Source organism: Streptococcus oralis (genome assembly GCF_023110055.1).
In the GTDB taxonomy this organism is placed as follows: domain Bacteria; phylum Bacillota; class Bacilli; order Lactobacillales; family Streptococcaceae; genus Streptococcus; species Streptococcus oralis_BY.
Window position 1 is genome coordinate 1 of record NZ_JALDVG010000003.1, and the last position, 20,741, is coordinate 20,741.

Here is a 20,741-nt window from a genome sequence, read left to right on the forward strand (position 1 = left end):
TATCCGCCATAGCTCAGTTGGTAGTAGCGCATGACTGTTAATCATGATGTCGTAGGTTCGAGTCCTACTGGCGGAGTATAAATCGAAACGTTCAACTGAGCGTTTTTTTATTTATAAATATAATGGATTGTTGAAATTTCAAATTTTAATTTTTAAATCTGTAATTACCTCTTTATTTTATTTTTAGTTCGTTTGGCTTCAAATTCTACTTTTATAGGATTTGAAGCTTTTTTAGTCCTTATTTTTGTTAGACTAGTGTTAATAATAAGAAAGGGATTTTTTATATGCTTCAAAATTTTTATGATCGAGCATTTGTTTTTTTGAAATTAGTTGAACAAGAATATGCCTCTTTAGGCCAGAGTTGTTCAGAGTGGGAATCACTTCATCTTCGGTTTTTACTATATTACTTACTCCGATTTAAAATTAAAAGTGATAGGGACTTTTCTATATATCACTTTAGAACAGCTTATCGTCTATATCTAGATAAATTACTGCAAGGTGGTACAACTCTTATCTAATAGGAAGCATCTATGTAATAATTACGAACGATGGTTATAGATATATTTTAAAAAATATAGAATTAGCTTATAATCAAAGGCTTCTGTATTTAGAAATGAGAGAATTTCCAAATCTTCTCTACTGTTTCTTCTTGATAAAATAGTGTTTTTTTCTTATAATAAATTGTAAGATATAATTGCAGGTGAAATTCCTGCCATGTATATGAGAAAGGACGAGCTCCTAGTAGCTCAGACGAATTTTATTATGACTTCAGTTGTTGTTGTAGGTACCCAATGGGGTGATGAAGGTAAAGGGAAAATTACAGATTTTCTTTCAGCTAATGCAGAGGTAATTGCTCGTTATCAAGGTGGCGATAATGCTGGTCACACGATTGTGATTGATGGTAAGAAATTTAAGTTGCACTTGATTCCATCTGGAATTTTCTTTCCTGAAAAAATCTCTGTTATTGGGAATGGGATGGTCGTGAATCCAAAATCCCTTGTGAAAGAGTTGACTTATCTTCATGAGGAAGGTGTGACAACTGATAACTTGCGTATTTCTGATCGTGCGCATGTTATTTTGCCTTATCACATTGAGTTGGATCGCTTGCAGGAAGAAGCTAAGGGTGACAATAAGATTGGTACTACAATCAAGGGAATCGGTCCAGCATATATGGACAAGGCTGCTCGTGTTGGAATTCGTATTGCGGATCTTTTGGATAAGGATATTTTCCGTGAACGTTTGGAACGCAATCTTGCGGAGAAGAATCGTCTGTTTGAAAAATTATATGATAGCACTCCTATTTCAGTTGATGATATTTTTGAAGAGTATTATGAATATGGTCAACAAATCAAGCAATATGTGACAGATACATCCGTTATCTTGAACAACGCACTTGATAATGGCAAACGTGTGCTGTTTGAAGGTGCGCAAGGTGTTATGCTAGATATTGACCAAGGGACTTATCCATTTGTTACGTCATCAAACCCTGTCGCTGGTGGTGTGACAATTGGGTCTGGTGTTGGTCCAAGTAAGATTGACAAGGTTGTAGGTGTATGTAAAGCCTACACAAGTCGTGTAGGAGATGGACCTTTCCCAACTGAATTATTTGATGAAGTGGGAGATCGCATTCGCGAAGTAGGTCATGAATATGGTACAACAACTGGTCGTCCACGTCGTGTGGGTTGGTTTGATTCAGTTGTGATGCGCCATAGTCGCCGTGTATCTGGGATTACCAATCTTTCATTGAATTCTATCGATGTTTTGAGCGGTTTGGATACGGTAAAAATCTGTGTAGCTTATGATCTCGATGGTCAACGTATTGATTACTATCCTGCTAGTCTTGAGCAGTTGAAACGTTGTAAGCCAATCTACGAGGAATTGCCAGGTTGGTCAGAAGACATCACTGGAGTCCGTAATTTGGAAGACCTTCCTGAGAATGCACGTAACTATGTTCGTCGTGTAAGTGAGTTGGTTGGTGTTCGTATCTCAACTTTCTCAGTAGGACCTGGTCGTGAACAAACTAATATTTTAGAAAGTGTTTGGTCATAGGAGATTTTTAAGATTAGTTTAAGACAGGTTGGGTATACTATAGACAGTTACAAGAAGACCTCCTAACTTGTTGTAACAAATATCCTAAACTTTTCTTTTTCATAATAATCTCCCTATTAAGTCACCACATTCGGTGGCTTTTTTTGTGTTGAGAATCATGATATAATAATAAAATCGACAAGTAGGAAAAGAGAAAAACGATGAATTATACAGTTGAAGAAAAAGAAGCCTTTATGAGAGAGGCTTTGAGAGAGGCTGAGATTGCCTTAGAACACGATGAAATTCCAATTGGTTGTGTGATTGTCAAGGATGGAGAAATCATTGGTAGGGGGCATAATGCGCGCGAGGAGTTGCAACGGGCGGTCATGCATGCAGAAATCATGGCTATAGAGAATGCGAATGTGAGTGAAGAGAGTTGGCGCCTGCTGGATTGCACGCTTTTTGTGACCATTGAGCCTTGTGTCATGTGTAGCGGGGCCATTGGGCTTGCCCGTATTCCAAACGTAGTTTACGGGGCTAAAAACCAGAAATTTGGTGCAGCTGGGAGCTTGTACGATATTTTGACAGATGAGCGTCTCAATCATCGTGTAGAGGTAGAAACGGGAATTTTGGAGAGTGAGTGTGCAGCGATTATGCAGGACTTTTTCCGAAATCGACGGAAAAAATAATTTCTCTTTAAAAACCGAGGGGAATGTGGTATAATAAATAGTGGAGCAACAGTTCTGCGTGAAGCGGGTCAGGGGAGGAATCCAGCAGCCCTAAGCGATGTGAATTGTGTGCTCTTTTTTTGTGCATAAAACAAACCCTTTAGCATCAATGGTTTAAAGGGTTTTTGTTTATCTTATCGAGGGAAAAAGGGGCAGTAAAGGGGCAAAATTTATAGTTTTATCTTTTCTAACTTGCTAGATATATCTGATACCATTTTTTGAGTGACATGAGAATAAATCTCTAGTGTTGTCTTTGAATCACTATGCCCTACTCTATCCATGATAGCAGTTAGCGGGATTCCTAATTCAGCAAGTAAAGAGATATGAGAGTGTCTGAACATGTGAGTAGTGATATTTTTGTCAATACCTAGCTTTTTACCATGATTTTTTAAAGGTATAATAACTCTGGCACTTGTTATTGGCTCTCCTAGAGTGTTGATGAAAATAGAATCAGTATCAAATCCGTTTTTTGTATTCTCTATAATTTGCTCTTTGATAATATCTAACACTTTTTGAGGGGCAGTTATAATTCTATCTGATTTTGCAGTCTTTGGTGCAGTTCTCTTTTTAAGTCTGAAATCGTATGTGTGCTTGATGTGAATGGTTTTTTTAGAAAAATCTATATCTTCCTTGTAATTTAAGGCAGCAAGCTCTCCATATCGCATGCCAGTGAGAAAAAGAACTTTGGCTATTCGGATATACTTTGTGATTCGATAATCACATAGGGCCTCTTCTTTTAAGTTTTGGATGAACAACTTAAACTCTTTCTGATCTAAGTATTTTGTATTTTTCTTCCTGAGATCGTCAGTTGTAATTACCTTTCTAGGCATTTCAACAAATAGCATTTCATTTGTATCAATATAATTCATTCTGACAGCGAATTTCATTATCTGATTGAGTTTGAATTTAATTTTAGAAACATAGTTATGAGACCTTCCATCTTGTAATAGCTGATCTATCACTTTTTGTAATAAACGTCTATCAATATTTCTAACTAAATAGTCGCCCTCTATCTGCTTTAAAATCTCTTTTTTAACATTCTTTGAAGCGTAGACGGTTGATTTTTTAACACCGTGTTTCCAATTCTCCTCAAATTCCTCATATAGTTTTTCAAAAGTTATATCAGAAACAAAATGTTGTTTTTCTCCTAATTTTTGATTTATTTTCTCTTGCAGCAAGATGGCAGCTTGATTTCTTGCCTGGGGAGTTTTCTTCTCCATTGTAACTGAGACTTTCTTTAATTTCTCAGTATATGGATCTTTGTATCGCTCAAAAAATTTATATTTGCCGTTTGGTAATTCTTCCATCCACATTGATTTTTACCTCACTTTTTGATAAAATGAGTACAGTAAGGGCTTTTGAATGCCTTTTACTATACTGAACACCTCACACTCTCCTTGACCAAAAATTGAGTGTGGGGATTTTTTTGTTTTATTCGAAAAATCTTTCGACGTTGTTTGCTTGCGCTTGTGTTAATTTAGTTGAAATGGTTTTGATTTCACCAGTTGCAATATTTCTTAGTAATACCGATGCTGATCCTGGTTTTTCTTCTTGGGTAGTAACTGATGTAGAATTGATGGTTCCGTTTTTTGCCCTAGCTCCACCTGCAATAGCACCAATAGGTCCTGCAATAGCACCTCCTAATAGAACGCTACCAACTCGCCCTTTTTGCTTGGTCTTTCCTGTAGTCGTTGTATGTTCAATAATTGTAGAACCAGAAAAACTAAAGTTTTCAAATTCATAGAGTACAGGTTCTTCTGAATATAAACCAATGTAGTATTGGCCATCAACCGTTTTTCTGATAGTAGTAGGACTAGAGAACTGATTTGCTGCTGGTAATGTGATTTTTGTTTCTAACGATGCTTTTTTTCTCATTTCGTTAGCTTTGTCTAATCCTTCTGTAGTTTTATCAACTGCAGTTTTTGCTAATTCTTTTATTTTTTTGAAATCCATAATTTTATCCTATCAATTCATAATATTCGTCAATGACCATCAATTCGTCTGTGACTGTTCTAAGTTCATGTTTTTGCATGAAATGAAGATAGTTGAATGATTGATAGTCATCCGATAGTGCAAGTTCTTCTTCTAGTAGTTTATGGATCATATGTCTATTAGCTTCATTTTCGCACCTGTTGTGGTTATTTTTGTATAACTCAGAAGAATGGTCCATGTGCCCTAATTCGTGGTATATGACCCGTTTTTTTGCGTTCTCTGACAGCTCACGGTTTATAAAGATAATATTGATTTCTTTGATATAGACTCCTGGTCTATGCCAGAGGTCATTATCAAAATAAGCTAGAGTGACACCGTGGGAGTCTACCAACTCTTCAATAGTCATAGGCTATCTACCTCTCAAATAAATCTCAATGATGTTCTGGATAGCATCGATGTCTTCTTCTGTAAGTGGTTTTCCATCAAAGGTCTTGGCATTCTCTGCCATTTTTCGGAGGTCATCTGATGTATACCCTGCGATTGTATCATCATTTGCTATCACAGGGTTGTCCGTGCGACCGAGCAAGTAGTCAGTCGATACATGAAAATAGTCGGCGATTTCTGAAATTCGTTCAGTGGACGGTTTTGAATTTTTTAGATTATAAATAGTATTTCTACTATAACCAAGTTTTTCTTCCAATAAATTTATTGAAAGGCCTTGCTTTTTGGCAAGTTCTTTTATTCTGTCAAATGTCTGAAACATTGATTTATCAACCTTTCTAAGAACATGACAAAAAATATTTAATATTTCTCATTAAAACGCTTGACAAAGTTAATGCTAAGTATTAAAATAGTTTTTGTAAGTTAGTGAGTTAGTAAAAAACGAAGTGAAAACTTATCTAAAAATAATAGCTTTGGCGAGCAAGAGAATTGATAGATATTGTTTTATCAAGGTTTTTAATTATGCTTTCATTTTAATACTATACATTAATTTTGTCAAGTAATTTATAAAATAATTTACTAACTCATTTTCTTACTTTTAAAGAAAGGAGGGAGACGAATGTCGAAAAATGAAGCTCCTCTAATATCTTTAGAGAATCTAAAAAACGATATTCAAAGTTTTGTTGAGAAGATCGCTGATGAAGCTATTCAACAATCTGAGACATATTCGCAAGCAATTTTGCTAGTTTCGAAAAACACTAGTTTTTCAGAGCATGGCTTAGCAATGACAAAAGCTATCCAAGACGAAATCACGAAGCGCGCCTTGAATAGCCATGTGTAAAAATTATATCGCTTCGATTTTCACAATTGAAGCAGAAAGCAAGGAGAGAAAAATATAAGAAAGGAGAGAAATATGCCAAATATGGATGGTGGACGTCAAAAAATCAGAGATTATCTGAAAGAACACAATTTGACGATGGCGACGCTAGCAGTACAGTATAGCATGACTCGTCAAGATGTAACTAATATCCTGAATGGTAAGCTGAAAAATCCACAAGCAAATCAGTTCATTGCTCGGGTTATTGAAGATTTTAAAATTCGGTAGCGTAAAAAAACACCTAACAGAAGTCAGGCGCTAATCAAAATAACTAACTGAATTATAACACGAAAGGAGCAAAAATGGAAGCAGTTGAAATTGTAAGAATTAAAGATGTGATCATTGAAAAAGTCTCTGCTAATGATGAAGAATTGGAACACATCTTTGGATGCTCGAAACGGCAAGCGGGAGACATGAGACGCGAGATGAAGAAGCTACCTAGCCAACAGAACCATCTCAGAAATGATGGCCAGCTTGTAACGATTAAAGGATTTGATGAATACTTACAATATCGTGGGACTCAAGCTTGGGAAAAAGAAATGGTAAAAAGTAAGAAAATGAGGTCAGTCGGATGAACCTACTAGCAAGAATTAAAAACTATTTTTCGGAAGAGATGGAAGAAACTAATCTTGACTGGAAAGAGGTAGCCCTGGACCTCAATCAATCACTGATTGAAACACAAGGAAAACTTCAAGAAGCGAATCAAGAAATCGCAGACTTGAAGAAAACCGTAGCAATTTATAAAGAAAAGGAAAATGCAAAATGATGGAGTACATTTACCTGGTAACAATCATAGGAATCGTCCTGTGGTCTCTAGTAAATACGCTGGATGACCACGCTGAAATGAAAAAACAAGAGCGTCGGCGAATAGCTAACAATGTCGCACGGATGAACCTGAGAAATTCAGACAAACAATTTACATATGATGTGGAACCGCCTGTAGGACTCGCAAAAGGTGTAGAAGAAGGAGTTTAAAATGGTAACGATCAATAAACTAGAAATCGAAAACGTCAAGCGCGTTAAAGCAGTCAAGCTAGAGCCGTCAGCGACTGGTTTGACAATCGTGGGTGGAAATAACAACCAGGGTAAAACAAGCGTACTAGATGCGATTGCTTGGGCGCTAGGTGGAAATAAGTACAAACCTAGCCAAGCACAACGCGAAGGAAGTACAATCCCTCCTAGTCTTAAAATCACGCTATCAAATGGCTTAATTGTGGAGCGCAGCGGAAAGAATAGCACTCTCAAGGTCATCGATCCAAGCGGTAATAAAGCAGGACAAAACCTGCTGGATAGCTTTGTGGAAGAGCTAGCTATCAACTTACCAAAATTCATGGAGCAGACTAGCAAAGAAAAAGCTAAGACATTGCTGCAAATCATCGGAGTTGGTCCGCAATTGGCTGAACTGGAAATGCAGGAGAAAGCCAAATATGATGAGCGCCACGCAATCGGTGTGATTGCTGACCAAAAGGAGAAGTTCGCTAAAGAACAGCCGTACTATCCAGATGCGCCGAAAGAATTGGTCTCTATCGCTGAACTTATCCAGCAACAGCAAGCCATACTTGCCAAGAATGGTGAAAACGCCCGTAAGCGCCAGAACTTGGTAGCTATTCAAAATCAACACGATTCAGCAACTGCAGAGGTTGAACGATTGGAGCAATTGCTGGCCGATGCCAAAGAAAAAGAAAGTCAGTTAGCTCAAGACTTGGCTATCGCAAATACCGACGCGATGGACCTTCTCGATGAATCGACTGAAGAGATTGAACAGAGTATCGCAGAGATTGACGAAATCAATTGTAAAGTACGTGCTAATCTGGACAAGGATAAAGCTGAAGAAGATGCTAAGGGTTATCGCGAGCAGTACAAGGAACTGGACAATGTGATTGATGGCATCCGCAAGCAGAAGACAGACTTGCTTACCAACGCAGACTTGCCGTTGCCTGGTTTGTCCGTGGATGATGGCGAATTGCTCTATCTTGGCCAGCGATGGGACAATATGTCTGGTAGTCAGCAATTACAAGTAGCGACTGCAATCGTGCGTAAATTGAAGCCAGAATGTGGATTCGTACTAATTGATAAGCTGGAGCAAATGGATCAGTTGACTCTACACGAATTTGGCGCATGGCTTGAACAAGAAGGCTTGCAAGCGATTGCGACACGGGTATCAACAGGAGATGAATGTAGCATCCTGATTGAAGACGGGTACAGCGTTTCACCTGTAAAATTTGCAAACGCCGCTCAACAAGGACACGCTGAAACAGTCGCACCAACTTGGCAAGGTGGATTTTAAAAAATAAAGGAGAACCAAAATGAAAAAAACAGAAACTTTTATCGTATTACGTAACAAAAAAACAGGTAGCTTTTTATTGAAATTCAAAAGCAAAGAACAAACTCTTGCTTATTCAGCAGAATATACAAAAGAATTGAAACGTGCTGCTAAAAATGAAGTTGAAGCGACAAAAATACAAATTGAAGATTTTACAAAACTAGCGAATGCATTAAATTGTGAATTGCTCGAAGTGACTGCAACGTATGAGCTCAAAACACTTGACGGTGAAGAACCGGAAGAATTGATTAAAAAAACTGGAACATCGAGTGAAGAAGGATTTAAAAGACTCTTAAAAATGTTAGAAGCTGGGATGGAGGTTTAAAACATGCAAATCACTAGAGGAAAACGGGCGCGAGCTCAAAAGGTAGTTATCTACGGACCTGAAGGAATTGGAAAATCCACGTTTGCTGCTGAATTTCCAAATGCTGTCTTCATCGATACGGAAGGTTCGACAGATAACATGGATGTGGCTCGGTTAGACAAGCCGACCAGCTGGACCATGCTAATCAATGAGATTGCTTTTATCAAAGCAAATCCGACTGAGTGTGGGACACTCGTCATCGACACAATCGACTGGGCGGAAGCTTTGGCAGTTAATTACATCTGTTCGCAACATGGTAAGCAAGGAATTGAGGATTTTGGCTGGGGCAAAGGCTACACCTATGTCCAAGAAGAAATGGGACGTTTCTTGAATAGCTTGTCTGATTTGGTTGATATGGGTATTAACGTGGTCCTGACTGCGCACGCTCAAATCAAGAAATTTGAACAGCCAGACGAGATGGGTTCTTATGATCGGTACGAGTTAAAGCTTGGCCAAAAGACAGGGTCTAAAACCGCACCGCTGGTCAAAGAATGGGCAGATATGGTTCTATTCGCCAATTACAAGACCTTGGTCATGACGACTGATAACGGCAAGAAGAAAGCGCAGGGCGGTGAGCGTGTCATGTATACTAACCATCGGCCGGCTTGGGATGCTAAGAACCGTCATGGATTGCCTGATGAAATGCCATTCCATTATGCAGGGATTGCTCATATATTTGCAGGACAACAAGTGCAAGCGCCTGCGCCACAACCTCAAGCAGTCGCTCCAGCGCCTCAGCAAACCGTTCAACAAGCCCCTGAGCAAGTCCAAGAGGAATTGCCTCTCGATTTGTCACAGGTCGCTGAAAAGCCTAAAAATGAAGCTCCTAGCACGCTACAGACACCACCTGCGCAATATCATGCAAGTTTGCCAAAGAGTTTGACGGACCTCATGTCTCAGGACAACGTGACAGAAGAAGAGCTTCAAAAAGTCGCTTACATTCGTGGGCACTTCCCACTAGGGACGCCTATTGAAAACTTCCCGCCTGATTATTGGGATATGATTGTGGCGCATTGGCAGGCTACTATGGAAGTTATTCAAAACCAAGTGCGAGCAGATCCTGAACTACCCTTCTAGATGTAGATTCTGGGAATTAGAAATCATAGCAAAATATAACAAGGAGTATCTATGAAAGATAAAACTATTAAAATCGATTTGTCAAAAATCGCAAATACAGCCCTACAAGAAAAGGTTGACAAAGAACTTGAAAAAGTCCTTGAGAACATTCTGGATCTCAATACAGAAGCTAAAGCGACTCGCAAAGTTACTATCACACTAACGATGTCAACAGACGATGAACGTACAGTCGTTAAGACAGGTATGGAAGTCAAATCCACTTTGGCACCGCAAAAAGGCGTTGCAACAACTGTTATTGTCGGTCGCGACGACACTGGTAAAATTCACGCAAATGAGCTCAAGAGCGGCATCCCTGGTCAGACTTACTTTGATGACAATGGAGACATGAGAACTGACACTGGCGAACTCGTCGAAGAAGTAGAGCAACAAAACACAAATATCATTGATTACAACAAAAAGAAAGCAGGTAACTAACCATGACAGAAAATCTCAAAGAAGCATTATCTTACACAGTCGAACTAGCGGGTAAAGAAAACAAAATCATTCGTTCAGAAACTGGGAAGGAGTATTTTGACAGCAATGAATATGACTTACAGGAACTTAATCCTCGTAAGTATGCACCTATCCTTGAGCTTCAGACGCTCAAGAGTCTTGTTGATTATCTCAAGTCAGATAACGATTTCATCAGTGATCGTAAACTTGTAGTTGTCGTGGACAGTTGTCAAAAAGTATCTGTATATGATCAAGTTGATTTTGAAAATGGTAAACGTCCTCAACTTGTTTCTGTAAGAGCATCTGTCCCAGTTATTCCATTCAGCAATTGGCGTGACCAGGAAGAATTCAATATTATGCTGCAGTCTATGTTTATCGATGATGCAGACCGTAATTTGGTTTTGGATTTTGCTAGCCATTTGAAAATCGAAAAAGGTGCAGAAGTACAGGACAATGGCATCAGTCAAATGGCTACGGTTCGCGATGGTGTAGCAAGCCTAGCACAAGCTAAAACTCCAAATCCAGTAACCTTGCGACCATATCGTACTTTCAACGAAGTGGAACAACCAGCAAGTCAATTTGTCTTCCGCATCAACAAATTGGCAAATCTTGCGCTCTTTGAAGCAGATGGTGGTAAATGGAAATTAGAAGCCGTCGAAAGCATCGCAAATTATTTAAAAAATGAACTTGCTAGCAACAAAAAAATTACTATTTTAGCTTAAAGGAGAAATCAACATGACACAACAATACAACAATTTTGAGCGTGAATTCGGATGGGAAGATGAAATCGTCCAAGATTCTTCATATGTACTTTTAGAACCCGGAGAATACTGGTTTACGGTAACTAAAATTGAACGTCAGCGACATATACCGAATCCGAATTCGAGAAGTAAAAATCCACTCCCTCCATGTAACAAAGCGGTTGTAACTTTGAGTATTTTGAATGCGGAAGGAGATAAGAAGGAAATAACTTATAATTTATTCCTTCATTCTCGCACAGAAGGGATGTTATCTGCATTCTTTGGTGCAATTGGTTTGAAAAAACATGGAGAACCTTTAAAAATGGACTGGAATGCAGTATTGAATTCTGTGGGGGTATGTAATGTTAAAAAAGCTATTTCTACCAACGGGAATGAATACAACGATATAGGCTTTATGGTGTATGCAGATGAAGTTGATGTAACAAAGCAACTAAATACTCGTCCTAATCCGCTTAACCAAAATAGTTATCCTCAAAATGGAAGTAATCAAAACTATCAGCAAACAGCCTACCAACAACCGCAGCAGCAAAACTTTGCGCAACAACCACAAGCTGGATACCAAGCTGGGCAATTCTAGGAGGTAAGGGATGCAATTAAGACCTTATCAACAGGAAGCACGGGAAGCTGTTCAAGCTGAATGGGCTAAAGGTCGCAAGCGCACGCTCTTAGTATTGCCTACAGGATGTGGAAAGACAATCGTCTTCTCCAAAATCATTGAAGACCAAGTGAAAGAGGGCAAGCGGGTGCTTGTCCTTGCTCATAGGTCAGAGCTTTTGGAACAGGCTAGCGATAAGCTCAAGACTGCGACAGGACTCGGCACGGCCTTGGAAAAAGCGGAAAATACCTCTATCGGTTCCTGGTATCGGGTTGTGGTCGGTTCTGTTCAGACCATGCAGAGGGAGAAGCGACTTAGTCAATTTCCTCCTGACTGGTTCGACACGATTGTCGTTGATGAAGCCCATCACGCCATTTCAGACGGCTATCAGCGTGTCCTTGGCTACTTCGAGCAGTCTGACGTCCTCGGGGTAACAGCAACACCAGACCGCGGAGATATGAAGAACCTCGGCTCTTACTTCGACAGCTTAGCCTATGAGTATTCGTTAGTCCAGGCTATCCAAGAAGGGTATCTATCAAAAATCAAGGCTTTGACAATTCCGCTAAGCTTGGATTTGTCGAATGTTAGCATGTCAGCGGGTGATTTTAAAGCTAGCGATGTCGGGACGGCGCTAGACCCATACTTGGAGCAGATCGCAGATGAAATGGTCAAGCAATGTGCAGACCGCAAGACAGTCGTATTCTTGCCTTTGGTAAAAACCTCGCAGAAGTTTCGAGATATTCTAAACGCAAAAGGGTTTCGCGCTGCTGAAGTCAACGGAGAGTCCAAGGATCGCGCAGAAGTCTTAGAAGACTTCGAGAAAGACCGTTACAATGTGCTTTGTAATTCGATGTTATTGACTGAAGGCTGGGATTGTCCATCAGTTGATTGCGTAGTAGTGCTAAGACCGACTAAGGTACGTGCTTTGTATAGCCAGATGGTAGGGCGTGGAACGCGCTTGCACCCGGGCAAGGAAGAACTACTCTTACTGGATTTTCTCTGGCACACGGAACGCCACGAGCTATGCCGACCAGCGCACTTAATCTGCGAGACTCCAGAAGTCGCTCAGAAAATGGTTGAGAACATGGAAGAGCAAACCGGAGTCATGCTTGACCTTGAAGATATGGAAGTGAAGGCGGCTGAGGATGTCGTCGCTCAACGTGAAGAAGCCTTGGCCAAGCAATTGGAAGAAATGCGCAAACGCAAGCGCAAGCTAGTCGATCCGTTGCAATTCGAAATGTCTATCCACGCTGAAGATTTATCAAACTATGTACCTAACTTCGGATGGGAGATGGCGCCTGCTAGTGATAAACAAATCAAAGCACTTGAGAAATACGGTATTTTTACTGACGAAATAGGCAACGCTGGAAAAGCTAATCTCTTACTAGACAGATTGCACAAACGCCAATCCGAAGGATTGACGACACCGAAACAAATTCGCTTTCTGGAAGGCCGTGGCTTTAAAGATGTGGGCATGTGGCAATTTGACCACGCTAGAAATATGATTGATCGCATTGCGGCCAACGGATGGCGATTGCCAGCAGGCGTGCGACCAGCTGAATATGTGCCGGGGTGATGTATGAAATTTCTTGATTTATTTGCTGGCATCGGTGGGTTCCGTCTTGGAATGGAGTCTGCCGGCCATAAATGTATCGGCTTTTGTGAGATTGACAAATTCGCTAGAGCTAGTTATAAAGCTATACACGACACGAAGGGAGAAATAGAATTACATGACATCACAGCAGTATCAGACGAGTTTATTCGAGGAATCGGACGTGTGGACATTATCTGTGGAGGATTTCCGTGCCAGGCTTTCTCAATTGCAGGAAACAGACGAGGTTTTGAAGATACTCGAGGAACTTTGTTCTTTGAGATTGCTAGGTTCGCATCTATTCTCAGACCTAAATATCTATTGCTTGAGAACGTCAGAGGATTGCTCAACCATGACGGGGGGGCTACATTTGAAACCATCATCCGAACCTTGGACGGACTGGGGTATGATGTGGAATGGCAAGTTCTTAACAGCAAGAATTTTGGAGTGCCACAAAATCGGGAGCGTGTGTTCATTATCGGACATCTTAGAGGACAACGTACCAGAAACGTTTTTCCTCTCAGCGGAGAAAGTCAGTCAATTAGTAGCCAATCAGTCGTAAAAATCGGTAATGTCAACCCATCTGGTATCGGCATGAATGGAGAAGTCTATCAAGCTGACGGCCTAGCTCCTACACTAACAACGAATAAAGGAGAGGGGCAAAAGATAGCTATAAAAAGTAATACCATAAAACAATTTGGGGTATTGCAACCCAATTTTAATCAATGTGGAGTGGTTTACGAAACAGATGGCATCGCACCAACAATCAGAGCCTATCAAGGCGGAGGACTTGAACCTAAAATCATTCAACGAGGTCATGGTTATAATCAAGGCGGAGAACATGACATCGCTCCTACTTTGACAAGTAATAGCTATCACGAAAACAATGTTTTAAAAATAACAGAGGCAACTTCTCAAGGATACACTGAGGCAACGATTGGCGATAGCGTGAACCTATCACACCCAAACTCTAAGACGCGAAGAGGGCGAGCAGGTAAGCAGAGAGCAAATACTCTCTTGACTGGAGAGAGTCAAGGGGTGGTAGAGCCTGATTTTAGAATTAGAAAACTAACGCCACGAGAATGCTGGAGATTACAAGGTTTTCCAGATTGGGCGTTTGACAAGGCGCAAGAAGTTAATAGCAATAGTCAATTATACAAACAAGCAGGAAACAGCGTGACAGTCAATGTCATTGCGGCAATAGCAAAGGAATTTAAATAAGAAGGAGAAAACAGTGGCAGAGAATGATTTTAATTTGTTGCCGTTGCTGGATTACATCAATCCTGCCACGGTAGACTACCAGACATGGATAAATGTGGGCATGGCCTTGAAACACGAGGGCTACACGGCATCCGATTGGGACAACTGGTCCCAAAACGATAGCCGGTACAAGAAATTCGAGTGTTTCAAGAAATGGGATACCTTCAACGAAGAAGCAGGAACTATCGTGACAGGCGCCACGATTACTCAACTTGCGAAAGAAAACGGCTGGGTGTCGCAATCCGGCTATGACAGCGAGAATGCTCATGAGTTAGGCTGGACTGATACAATAGACCGTGATTATCGTGTCATTGATAAAGACTGGATCGAGGGCAAGGAAATCCACGAGCCGACTATTTGGAATCCGGTGCAAGAAATCATCGAATACCTTGAAACACTTTTTGAAGCCAGCGAAAATGTCGGCTATGTGACCGAATGTTATCCAAAGAAAGACGATGAAACAGGCGAGGTTGTCAAGTGGTTACCTACGAAGGGAGCTTACGACCGTACTGCCGGACAATTGATTGAAGCTCTTAGTAAATGTAATGGAGATATTGGAGCTGTCCTTGGTGACTATCACGAAGAAGCTGGCGCATGGATCCGATTCAATCCAATGGATGGGAAAGGTGCTAAGAATGAAAACGTGACAGATTTTCGCTATGCTTTGGTAGAATCCGACAGTATGCCAATTGACAAGCAGAACGCCATTTATAAAGAGTTGGAGTTGCCGATTGCAGCCTTAGTTCACAGCGGGAATAAGTCGCTACATGCTATCGTCAAAGTAGATGCCAAGAATTACGAAGAGTATCGTAATCGTGTTGATTATCTTTATAAAATTTGTCAGAAGAATGGAATCATAGTTGATACTCAAAATAAAAATCCAAGCAGACTTTCGCGTATGCCGGGTTTTATCCGAAATGGTCAGAAACAATTCTTGGTGGATACGAATATCGGTAAGGCTGACTGGGACGAATGGTACCAGTACATCGAAGACTTGAACGATGATTTGCCTGATCCTGAAGGATTGGCCGATAGCTGGGATAACTTGCCAGAATTGGCTCCTGAGTTGATTAAAGGTGTCCTTCGTCAAGGCCACAAGATGTTGATTGCTGGTCCGTCCAAGGCTGGTAAGTCATTCGCTTTGATTGAGATGTCGATAGCGATTGCAGAGGGCAAGAAGTGGCTAGGCTGGGATTGTACGCAAGGGCGTGTCCTCTATGTCAATCTGGAATTAGACCGACCATCCGCCCTGCATCGCTTCCGTGATGTCTATCAGGCTATGGGGTTGGCACCGCAGAATATCCAAAACATCGATATCTGGAATCTTCGTGGAAAGACTGTACCGATGGACAAGCTAGCGCCCAAACTCATTCGTCGAGCTTTGAAAAAGAATTATATCGCAGTCATCATCGACCCGATTTATAAAGTTCTGACTGGTGACGAAAACAGCGCAGACCAGATGGCACATTTTACGAATCAATTTGATAAAGTGGCCACAGAGTTAGGTTCTAGCGTTATCTACTGCCATCATCATTCTAAAGGTTCGCAAGGCGGCAAGAAGTCCATGGACCGCGCTAGTGGTTCGGGTGTGTTTGCTCGGGATCCTGACGCGCTTATCGATTTGGTCGAGCTGGAAGTATCAGAAGAATTGCTGACACAGCGTCTGAACCAAGCAGCGTGCGAGGTTTACAAACAAGCTTTGCAAGAGCGAAACAATGCCTATTACCAGCAGAATGTCGGACTAGATGATCTATTAAGTCCAGCTCAGATGCGGACGCACTTTGAAAAAGGGATTCCGGACGTGATGGAGCGTGCTCCATTCGTGGATAAGCTCGAAGGAGCTCGCAACAAGATCCAGATAGCAACTGCATGGCGTGTGGAAGGTACGCTTCGAGAGTTTGCCAAATTCAAGCCAGTGAACATGTGGTTCAGCTATCCAGTGCATGCGCTTGATGAAACTGGCGTGCTTGCGGATATTAAACTGGACGATGATAAGCCAGGGTGGATGAAAGCTAAAGAAACTCGCAAAAAGAACGCAAAGGAAGACAAAAAGCAAAAGCTGATAGAGTTTGACGAAGCGATCGAAAACGCGAACTTCGGCGAACCACCCTCAAAAGAAGATGTAGCTGAGTATTTAGGAGTGTCTATAAAAACAGTTACTCGCAGATTGAATTCATCTAAAAAATATTGGTTCGACAAGAACTCAAATTCAATAAAAGAAAAAGGACAAGACCATAAAAACGTGGTCGTGTCCGAATAAGACGGCACCATAATTTTATGGTTGTGTCTTTGTCTTAAAAAAACAGACAAGACCATAAAAACGTGGTCGTGTCCCGGACAGACAACTATATATTATATATATAGATAATGTCCTGTCGTCCATCATGTCCATACCTGTATAGACAGGGTTGCTTAAAACGCACCCTGTCATATACAAGGTCCATGGACTAAGCGCGAAATTAAAAAAGAAAGGAAGTGCATTTTTAAAAATGTCTATTGAATTCTTTTTACCAATGCAAAAAATTCCAACAACGACTCACCAACAAAAAAAGGTAAACGTGAGATTTGGTAAGCCGATTTTTTATGAGCCAGAGGATCTAAAAAATGCCAGGGCGAAATTTGAGAGCTTGCTCGCGCAGCATGTCCCTCCGAATAAAATTAAAGGAGCAATTCGTCTGACAGTCAAGTGGTGTTTCCCTCGTATCAAAAAAAGCTACGATGGTCAGTACAAGACAACAAAGCCAGATACAGACAATCTGCAGAAATTGCTCAAGGACTGCATGACGAAACTTGGCTACTGGAAAGATGATGCACAAGTGGCCAGCGAGATTGTCGAAAAATTTTGGGCAGACACAGTCGGGATCTATATCAAAATTGAGGAATTGCCATGAAAATCAATTATATTGATTTCTTCAGCAGAGTTATTCCGGAATGGATGGCGCGCAGCAATCAGAAGAGCCAAGAAGTCGGTTTCGGCTCAGATGCTTATTGGCTATGGGCGGTGTCGTCAATCGGAGAAATTTGTAAACAATACAACGATGATGAGCTGGTGACGGAGCAGTTCGGCCTGCTCTTTAACTGGCTTGAAAAACAGGCAGGAGGAGATAAAAGAAAATGAATAAGCATGAATTGATAAAAAAATACGAGACAAAGGGAGAACAACTTAAAGAGTTTCCGGTTGTCGCAATCGGAGATGTTTTAAAGAATCTTCGAGAACTAGACGAACCAGAAAAAATTCAAATCACGCAGTTCGTGGCGGATTGGATTGAGTATTGTAAATTTACTCATGTTGATTTGCAATCCGCTTTGGTTGTTGGTGATGTATATTTTTACAACTACGCAAATCAAAAAGATTTTTCAAAACTAAAAGAATTTTTAGAAACTGAAAATAACCAAGCGACCTTCGCTCGAGCATGGCTTGATGGTTATGATATTCAGGAAACAAAATATGTAGTGACCGATGGTAATCATTTGTATTTCAAAAACCATCAAGAAGATATTGAAATTGTCATACTAGTGGATGAACAACCTGGTACGATGGAGTATGTCAAGAAATTCAACACAAAAGAAGAAGCCCAAAAAGCTGCGGATATCCTTGGATGGAAAGTTCAGGAGGTAGAGTGATGGCAAAGATAGTATTAAAAAATCCTTACTTTGAAGAAGAAATTAAGGTAAAAGAAAGTTGCAAGCGTATAGCTGATATGTTGGACTGGCTTGAACGAGGTAATATAAATTATCTTCAATTACAACAGATTGAGCCTACTGAAACTATCATTACGATAAATCCTAAACACTTTGCAAAGGTTGAATTTTACGAGGAGGATGAATGACAATTAATATCAAACAACGACTAAAGGCCTTGCAGTACATCGATATCAAAGCGAAGTCAAAACACCAGGAAATTATCAGTCTGAAATCAAGCATCTTGCGAGGGCAGCAGTTTAATAACATGCCAAAGTCAGAAAGCTCATCTAATCGCTCTGAAGAATTAAACGTGCTGATTATCGATAAGTCAGAGCAACTGTATCAGGAAATTCAAGAACTCTATCGGGAACGGGATGAGCTGGTGCAAGTGATTGAGTCATTGGACGACCCTGTGGAAAATATTATCATGCGCTTGTTGTATATAGATGGACTATCATGGAGTCAAATTCAGGCTCAGTTACGTTGCGGACGTGGGACAATTCATCGGGCTAGAGAGAGCGCTTTGAAAAAAATTTCTAAAAAATGGAACTAATGGAACTCTTTGGAACTTTTAAAGTGATATTATGGTATTGTCAGCAAGTACGGTAAAGCGGACTGATGGCTCCTTTAACTTTTCATAACGACATCATGGATAAGTCAGTGATTTCCTCTTTGTCTTTTTGGGTTCAATCCTTGATGTCGTTATTTTAGGCTTTTAGTGTAGCGGTAACACAACAGTCTCCAAAACTGTTATCGTAGGTTCGATTCCTACAAAGTCTGTGAGAGGTCTTGCATCAAGTCACACATTGTGTGGCTTTTTGTTTTTGTAAAAAAAAGGAGGTGATGGAAAATCGCTAAACTAACTTTAAAACAACAGAGATTTGCTGATGAGTACATCATCAGCGGGAATGCAACAGATGCTGCTATCAAAGCTGGCTATGCTAAGAGGTCGGCTGGCCAGATAGGTGAGCAGAACTTGAAAAAACTTGAAATTAAGAAATACATAGACGAGAGACTGGCTCAGCTTGCGTCTGAGAAAATCGCAACACAGGAAGAGGTGCTTACTTACCTAACTTCAGTCATGCGAGGAGAGACGCAAGAGCAGACTTTGATAAGTATTGGAGAACTAGGCCAAACGATTACGGATATAGATGTAGGGGCTAAGGACAGGATAAAAGCTGCTGAATTACTTGGTAAGCGTCACAGGCTTTGGACGGATAAACAAGAAATCACTCAACGAACTATCGAAATTAAGGTAGGTGATTGGGATGCTGACGAAGACTAGACCAAAACTAAGTATTCAAATTTCATTTCCCTATCCTAGCAGAGTATTCAATAAACATATATATGACAAGCTGACGGATTACTCAACTTTTACCGAAGTTCACTACGGTGGTGCTTCAAGCGGAAAGAGCCATGGAGTTATTCAGAAAGTCGTCTTTAAGGCTTGCCAGAATTGGAAATTCCCTCGCAAGGTTCTTTTTTTGCGAAAAGTCGGAGCTACAGTTCACGATTCAATCTTCGAGGACGTGAAACAGTGCTTAGATTCCTGGAGCTTACTTGACAAGTGCAAGGTTAACAATTCAGCTTATCGTATTGAGTTGCCAAACGGAGCGCAGTTCATCTTCAAAGGATTGGACAACCCCGAGAAAATCAAATCAATTAAGGGCGTGTCTGATGTGGTCATGGAAGAAGCTTCTGAGTTTACACTTGACGATTACACGCAGTTGACTTTGCGTTTGCGTGACAGAAAGCACAAGCAGAAACAAATCTTTTTGATGTTTAATCCGGTTTCGAAAGTAAACTGGACCTACAACGCGTTTTTTGTTAAGAAACCAAAAAACACGGTTGTTTATCATACATCCTACAAGGATAATCGCTTTTTAGACCAGGTCACGATTGAGAATATCGAAGAACTGGCCAACAGAAACGAAGCGTACTACAAGATTTATGCTTTGGGCGAGTTTGCGACACTTGATAAGCTGGTTTTTCCAAAATACGAGAAGCGATTACTAAATAAAAGTGAGTGGGAGCATTTGTCCGCTTATTTTGGACTTGACTACGGTTTTATCAACGACCCGTCAGCTTTGCTTCATGTAAGAATAGACGATGCTAACAGAAAGCTTTATGTAGTTGAGGAGTTTGTAAGAAAAGGATTGACGAATGACAAGATCGCAGAAAGTATCAAGGCCCTTGGGTATGCCAAAGAGCAAATCAGAGCAGATAGCGCTGAAAAGAAATCGAACCAGGAATTGCGAAATCTTGGAATTCCTCGGGTTATCGATGTGCAGAAAGGTCCTGGATCGGTTATGCAAGGGATCCAGTATCTCTTGCAATACGATTGGGTAGTCGATGAGCGATGTGTGAAGTTGATTGAAGAGCTTGAAAATTACACCTGGAAGAAGGATAAGAAGACGAATGAATACATCAACGAGCCTGTTGATAGCTACAATCACTGCATCGATGCGATTAGATACGCATTGCAAGATAGGATTTTACAAAGCAAATCAACACAAGATCGCATGAAGAATGCATCTTATTATTTTAGGAGGTAAAATTGGAAGTTAATTTTTTAAATGGTACTCGCT

The 20,741-nt window shown here is 40.6% G+C and carries 28 protein-coding genes, 2 tRNA genes and 1 other RNA gene; 27 read left to right on the forward strand and 4 right to left on the reverse strand.

Annotated elements, in window-relative coordinates:
- Positions 1-2 precede the first annotated feature (2 nt).
- From M1G01_RS08420 to ffs, 5 genes are all read left to right on the forward strand, one after another.
- Positions 3-76 (forward strand) — tRNA-Asn (locus M1G01_RS08420).
- A 208-nt stretch (positions 77-284) separates the two neighbouring features.
- Positions 285-518, forward strand: coding sequence for a sigma(X)-activator ComW (gene comW, locus M1G01_RS08425; RefSeq protein ID WP_247931607.1), 234 nt, complete (start codon positions 285-287; stop codon positions 516-518).
- A gap of 244 nt (positions 519-762) precedes the next feature.
- Entirely contained in the window at positions 763-2,049 is a 1,287-nt protein-coding gene (locus M1G01_RS08430) for an adenylosuccinate synthase (RefSeq protein WP_247931671.1), read from the forward strand.
- 200 nt (positions 2,050-2,249) lie between these two features.
- Positions 2,250-2,717, forward strand: a complete 468-nt coding sequence (gene tadA, locus M1G01_RS08435) for a tRNA adenosine(34) deaminase TadA (protein WP_198464226.1) — start codon at positions 2,250-2,252, stop codon at positions 2,715-2,717.
- Positions 2,718-2,749: 32 nt separating this feature from the next.
- Positions 2,750-2,844, forward strand: an RNA gene (gene ffs / locus M1G01_RS08440) — signal recognition particle sRNA small type.
- Between the two features lie 82 nt (positions 2,845-2,926).
- Here ffs and M1G01_RS08445 read toward each other — a convergent pair.
- The 4 genes from M1G01_RS08445 to M1G01_RS08460 all read right to left on the reverse strand — a co-directional run bounded on the left by M1G01_RS08445 (position 2,927) and on the right by M1G01_RS08460 (position 5,451).
- Positions 2,927-4,069 (reverse strand): tyrosine-type recombinase/integrase, encoded by a 1,143-nt coding sequence (locus M1G01_RS08445; RefSeq protein WP_486977853.1) that lies wholly within the window; start codon positions 4,067-4,069, stop codon positions 2,927-2,929.
- A 118-nt stretch (positions 4,070-4,187) separates the two neighbouring features.
- A complete protein-coding gene (locus M1G01_RS08450; RefSeq protein WP_247931609.1) occupies positions 4,188-4,709 on the reverse strand; it encodes a hypothetical protein in 522 nt (173 codons plus the stop codon).
- A 4-nt stretch (positions 4,710-4,713) separates the two neighbouring features.
- On the reverse strand, positions 4,714-5,094 hold the full coding sequence (locus tag M1G01_RS08455) for an ImmA/IrrE family metallo-endopeptidase (protein ID WP_247931610.1): 381 nt from the start codon (positions 5,092-5,094) through the stop codon (positions 4,714-4,716).
- Positions 5,095-5,097: 3 nt separating this feature from the next.
- Positions 5,098-5,451: a helix-turn-helix domain-containing protein gene (locus M1G01_RS08460; protein ID WP_247931611.1), complete on the reverse strand. Its 354-nt coding sequence runs from the start codon at positions 5,449-5,451 to the stop codon at positions 5,098-5,100.
- 297 nt (positions 5,452-5,748) lie between these two features.
- On the opposite strand from M1G01_RS08460, the gene M1G01_RS08465 reads away from it, so the two are divergent.
- The 22 genes from M1G01_RS08465 to M1G01_RS08570 all read left to right on the forward strand — a co-directional run bounded on the left by M1G01_RS08465 (position 5,749) and on the right by M1G01_RS08570 (position 20,708).
- Positions 5,749-5,970, forward strand: a complete 222-nt coding sequence (locus tag M1G01_RS08465; RefSeq protein WP_247931612.1) for a hypothetical protein — start codon at positions 5,749-5,751, stop codon at positions 5,968-5,970.
- A gap of 72 nt (positions 5,971-6,042) precedes the next feature.
- Positions 6,043-6,234 (forward strand): antirepressor, encoded by a 192-nt coding sequence (locus tag M1G01_RS08470; protein WP_049506360.1) that lies wholly within the window; start codon positions 6,043-6,045, stop codon positions 6,232-6,234.
- A gap of 74 nt (positions 6,235-6,308) precedes the next feature.
- Positions 6,309-6,581 carry a hypothetical protein gene (locus M1G01_RS08475; protein WP_247931613.1) on the forward strand — a complete coding sequence of 91 codons (273 nt, stop codon included), beginning with the start codon at positions 6,309-6,311 and terminating at the stop codon, positions 6,579-6,581.
- Positions 6,578-6,772 carry a hypothetical protein gene (locus tag M1G01_RS08480; protein WP_247931614.1) on the forward strand — a complete coding sequence of 65 codons (195 nt, stop codon included), beginning with the start codon at positions 6,578-6,580 and terminating at the stop codon, positions 6,770-6,772. Before M1G01_RS08475 ends, M1G01_RS08480 begins: the two co-directional genes overlap by 4 nt.
- On the forward strand, positions 6,769-6,981 hold the full coding sequence (locus tag M1G01_RS08485; protein ID WP_247931615.1) for a hypothetical protein: 213 nt from the start codon (positions 6,769-6,771) through the stop codon (positions 6,979-6,981). The genes M1G01_RS08480 and M1G01_RS08485 overlap by 4 nt, the downstream gene beginning before the upstream one ends.
- A gap of 1 nt (position 6,982) precedes the next feature.
- Positions 6,983-8,293 carry an AAA family ATPase gene (locus M1G01_RS08490; protein WP_247931616.1) on the forward strand — a complete coding sequence of 437 codons (1,311 nt, stop codon included), beginning with the start codon at positions 6,983-6,985 and terminating at the stop codon, positions 8,291-8,293.
- A gap of 19 nt (positions 8,294-8,312) precedes the next feature.
- Positions 8,313-8,654 carry a hypothetical protein gene (locus tag M1G01_RS08495; protein WP_247931617.1) on the forward strand — a complete coding sequence of 114 codons (342 nt, stop codon included), beginning with the start codon at positions 8,313-8,315 and terminating at the stop codon, positions 8,652-8,654.
- Between the two features lie 3 nt (positions 8,655-8,657).
- Complete coding sequence (locus M1G01_RS08500; RefSeq protein WP_247931618.1) at positions 8,658-9,770, forward strand: ATP-binding protein; 1,113 nt, start codon at positions 8,658-8,660, stop codon at positions 9,768-9,770.
- 51 nt (positions 9,771-9,821) lie between these two features.
- Complete coding sequence (locus tag M1G01_RS08505) at positions 9,822-10,244, forward strand: hypothetical protein (protein ID WP_061864882.1); 423 nt, start codon at positions 9,822-9,824, stop codon at positions 10,242-10,244.
- 2 nt (positions 10,245-10,246) lie between these two features.
- Complete coding sequence (locus tag M1G01_RS08510; RefSeq protein WP_247929572.1) at positions 10,247-10,984, forward strand: hypothetical protein; 738 nt, start codon at positions 10,247-10,249, stop codon at positions 10,982-10,984.
- A 13-nt stretch (positions 10,985-10,997) separates the two neighbouring features.
- Positions 10,998-11,600, forward strand: coding sequence for a hypothetical protein (locus tag M1G01_RS08515; RefSeq protein WP_247931619.1), 603 nt, complete (start codon positions 10,998-11,000; stop codon positions 11,598-11,600).
- 10 nt (positions 11,601-11,610) lie between these two features.
- Positions 11,611-13,194 carry a DEAD/DEAH box helicase gene (locus tag M1G01_RS08520; protein WP_247931620.1) on the forward strand — a complete coding sequence of 528 codons (1,584 nt, stop codon included), beginning with the start codon at positions 11,611-11,613 and terminating at the stop codon, positions 13,192-13,194.
- A 3-nt stretch (positions 13,195-13,197) separates the two neighbouring features.
- The gene (locus M1G01_RS08525) at positions 13,198-14,430 is read left to right on the forward strand and encodes a DNA cytosine methyltransferase (RefSeq protein ID WP_247931621.1); all 1,233 of its coding nucleotides are present in this window, start codon (positions 13,198-13,200) and stop codon (positions 14,428-14,430) included.
- Between the two features lie 13 nt (positions 14,431-14,443).
- Positions 14,444-16,729, forward strand: a complete 2,286-nt coding sequence (locus tag M1G01_RS08530) for an AAA family ATPase (protein ID WP_247931622.1) — start codon at positions 14,444-14,446, stop codon at positions 16,727-16,729.
- A gap of 229 nt (positions 16,730-16,958) precedes the next feature.
- Positions 16,959-17,360: a RusA family crossover junction endodeoxyribonuclease gene (locus tag M1G01_RS08535; RefSeq protein ID WP_247931623.1), complete on the forward strand. Its 402-nt coding sequence runs from the start codon at positions 16,959-16,961 to the stop codon at positions 17,358-17,360.
- Positions 17,357-17,587 carry a hypothetical protein gene (locus tag M1G01_RS08540; protein WP_223368066.1) on the forward strand — a complete coding sequence of 77 codons (231 nt, stop codon included), beginning with the start codon at positions 17,357-17,359 and terminating at the stop codon, positions 17,585-17,587. Before M1G01_RS08535 ends, M1G01_RS08540 begins: the two co-directional genes overlap by 4 nt.
- The gene (locus tag M1G01_RS08545) at positions 17,584-18,093 is read left to right on the forward strand and encodes a DUF1642 domain-containing protein (protein ID WP_247931624.1); all 510 of its coding nucleotides are present in this window, start codon (positions 17,584-17,586) and stop codon (positions 18,091-18,093) included. The genes M1G01_RS08540 and M1G01_RS08545 overlap by 4 nt, the downstream gene beginning before the upstream one ends.
- On the forward strand, positions 18,093-18,299 hold the full coding sequence (locus tag M1G01_RS08550) for a hypothetical protein (RefSeq protein ID WP_247931625.1): 207 nt from the start codon (positions 18,093-18,095) through the stop codon (positions 18,297-18,299). Before M1G01_RS08545 ends, M1G01_RS08550 begins: the two co-directional genes overlap by 1 nt.
- Positions 18,296-18,706: a DUF1492 domain-containing protein gene (locus M1G01_RS08555; RefSeq protein WP_247931626.1), complete on the forward strand. Its 411-nt coding sequence runs from the start codon at positions 18,296-18,298 to the stop codon at positions 18,704-18,706. The genes M1G01_RS08550 and M1G01_RS08555 overlap by 4 nt, the downstream gene beginning before the upstream one ends.
- A 156-nt stretch (positions 18,707-18,862) precedes the next feature.
- Positions 18,863-18,933: transfer RNA gene (locus tag M1G01_RS08560), tRNA-Trp, on the forward strand.
- Positions 18,934-19,003: 70 nt separating this feature from the next.
- Positions 19,004-19,438: a terminase small subunit gene (locus M1G01_RS08565; RefSeq protein WP_247931672.1), complete on the forward strand. Its 435-nt coding sequence runs from the start codon at positions 19,004-19,006 to the stop codon at positions 19,436-19,438.
- A complete protein-coding gene (locus M1G01_RS08570) occupies positions 19,422-20,708 on the forward strand; it encodes a PBSX family phage terminase large subunit (protein ID WP_247931627.1) in 1,287 nt (428 codons plus the stop codon). Before M1G01_RS08565 ends, M1G01_RS08570 begins: the two co-directional genes overlap by 17 nt.
- The last annotated feature ends 33 nt before the right edge of the window (positions 20,709-20,741 follow it).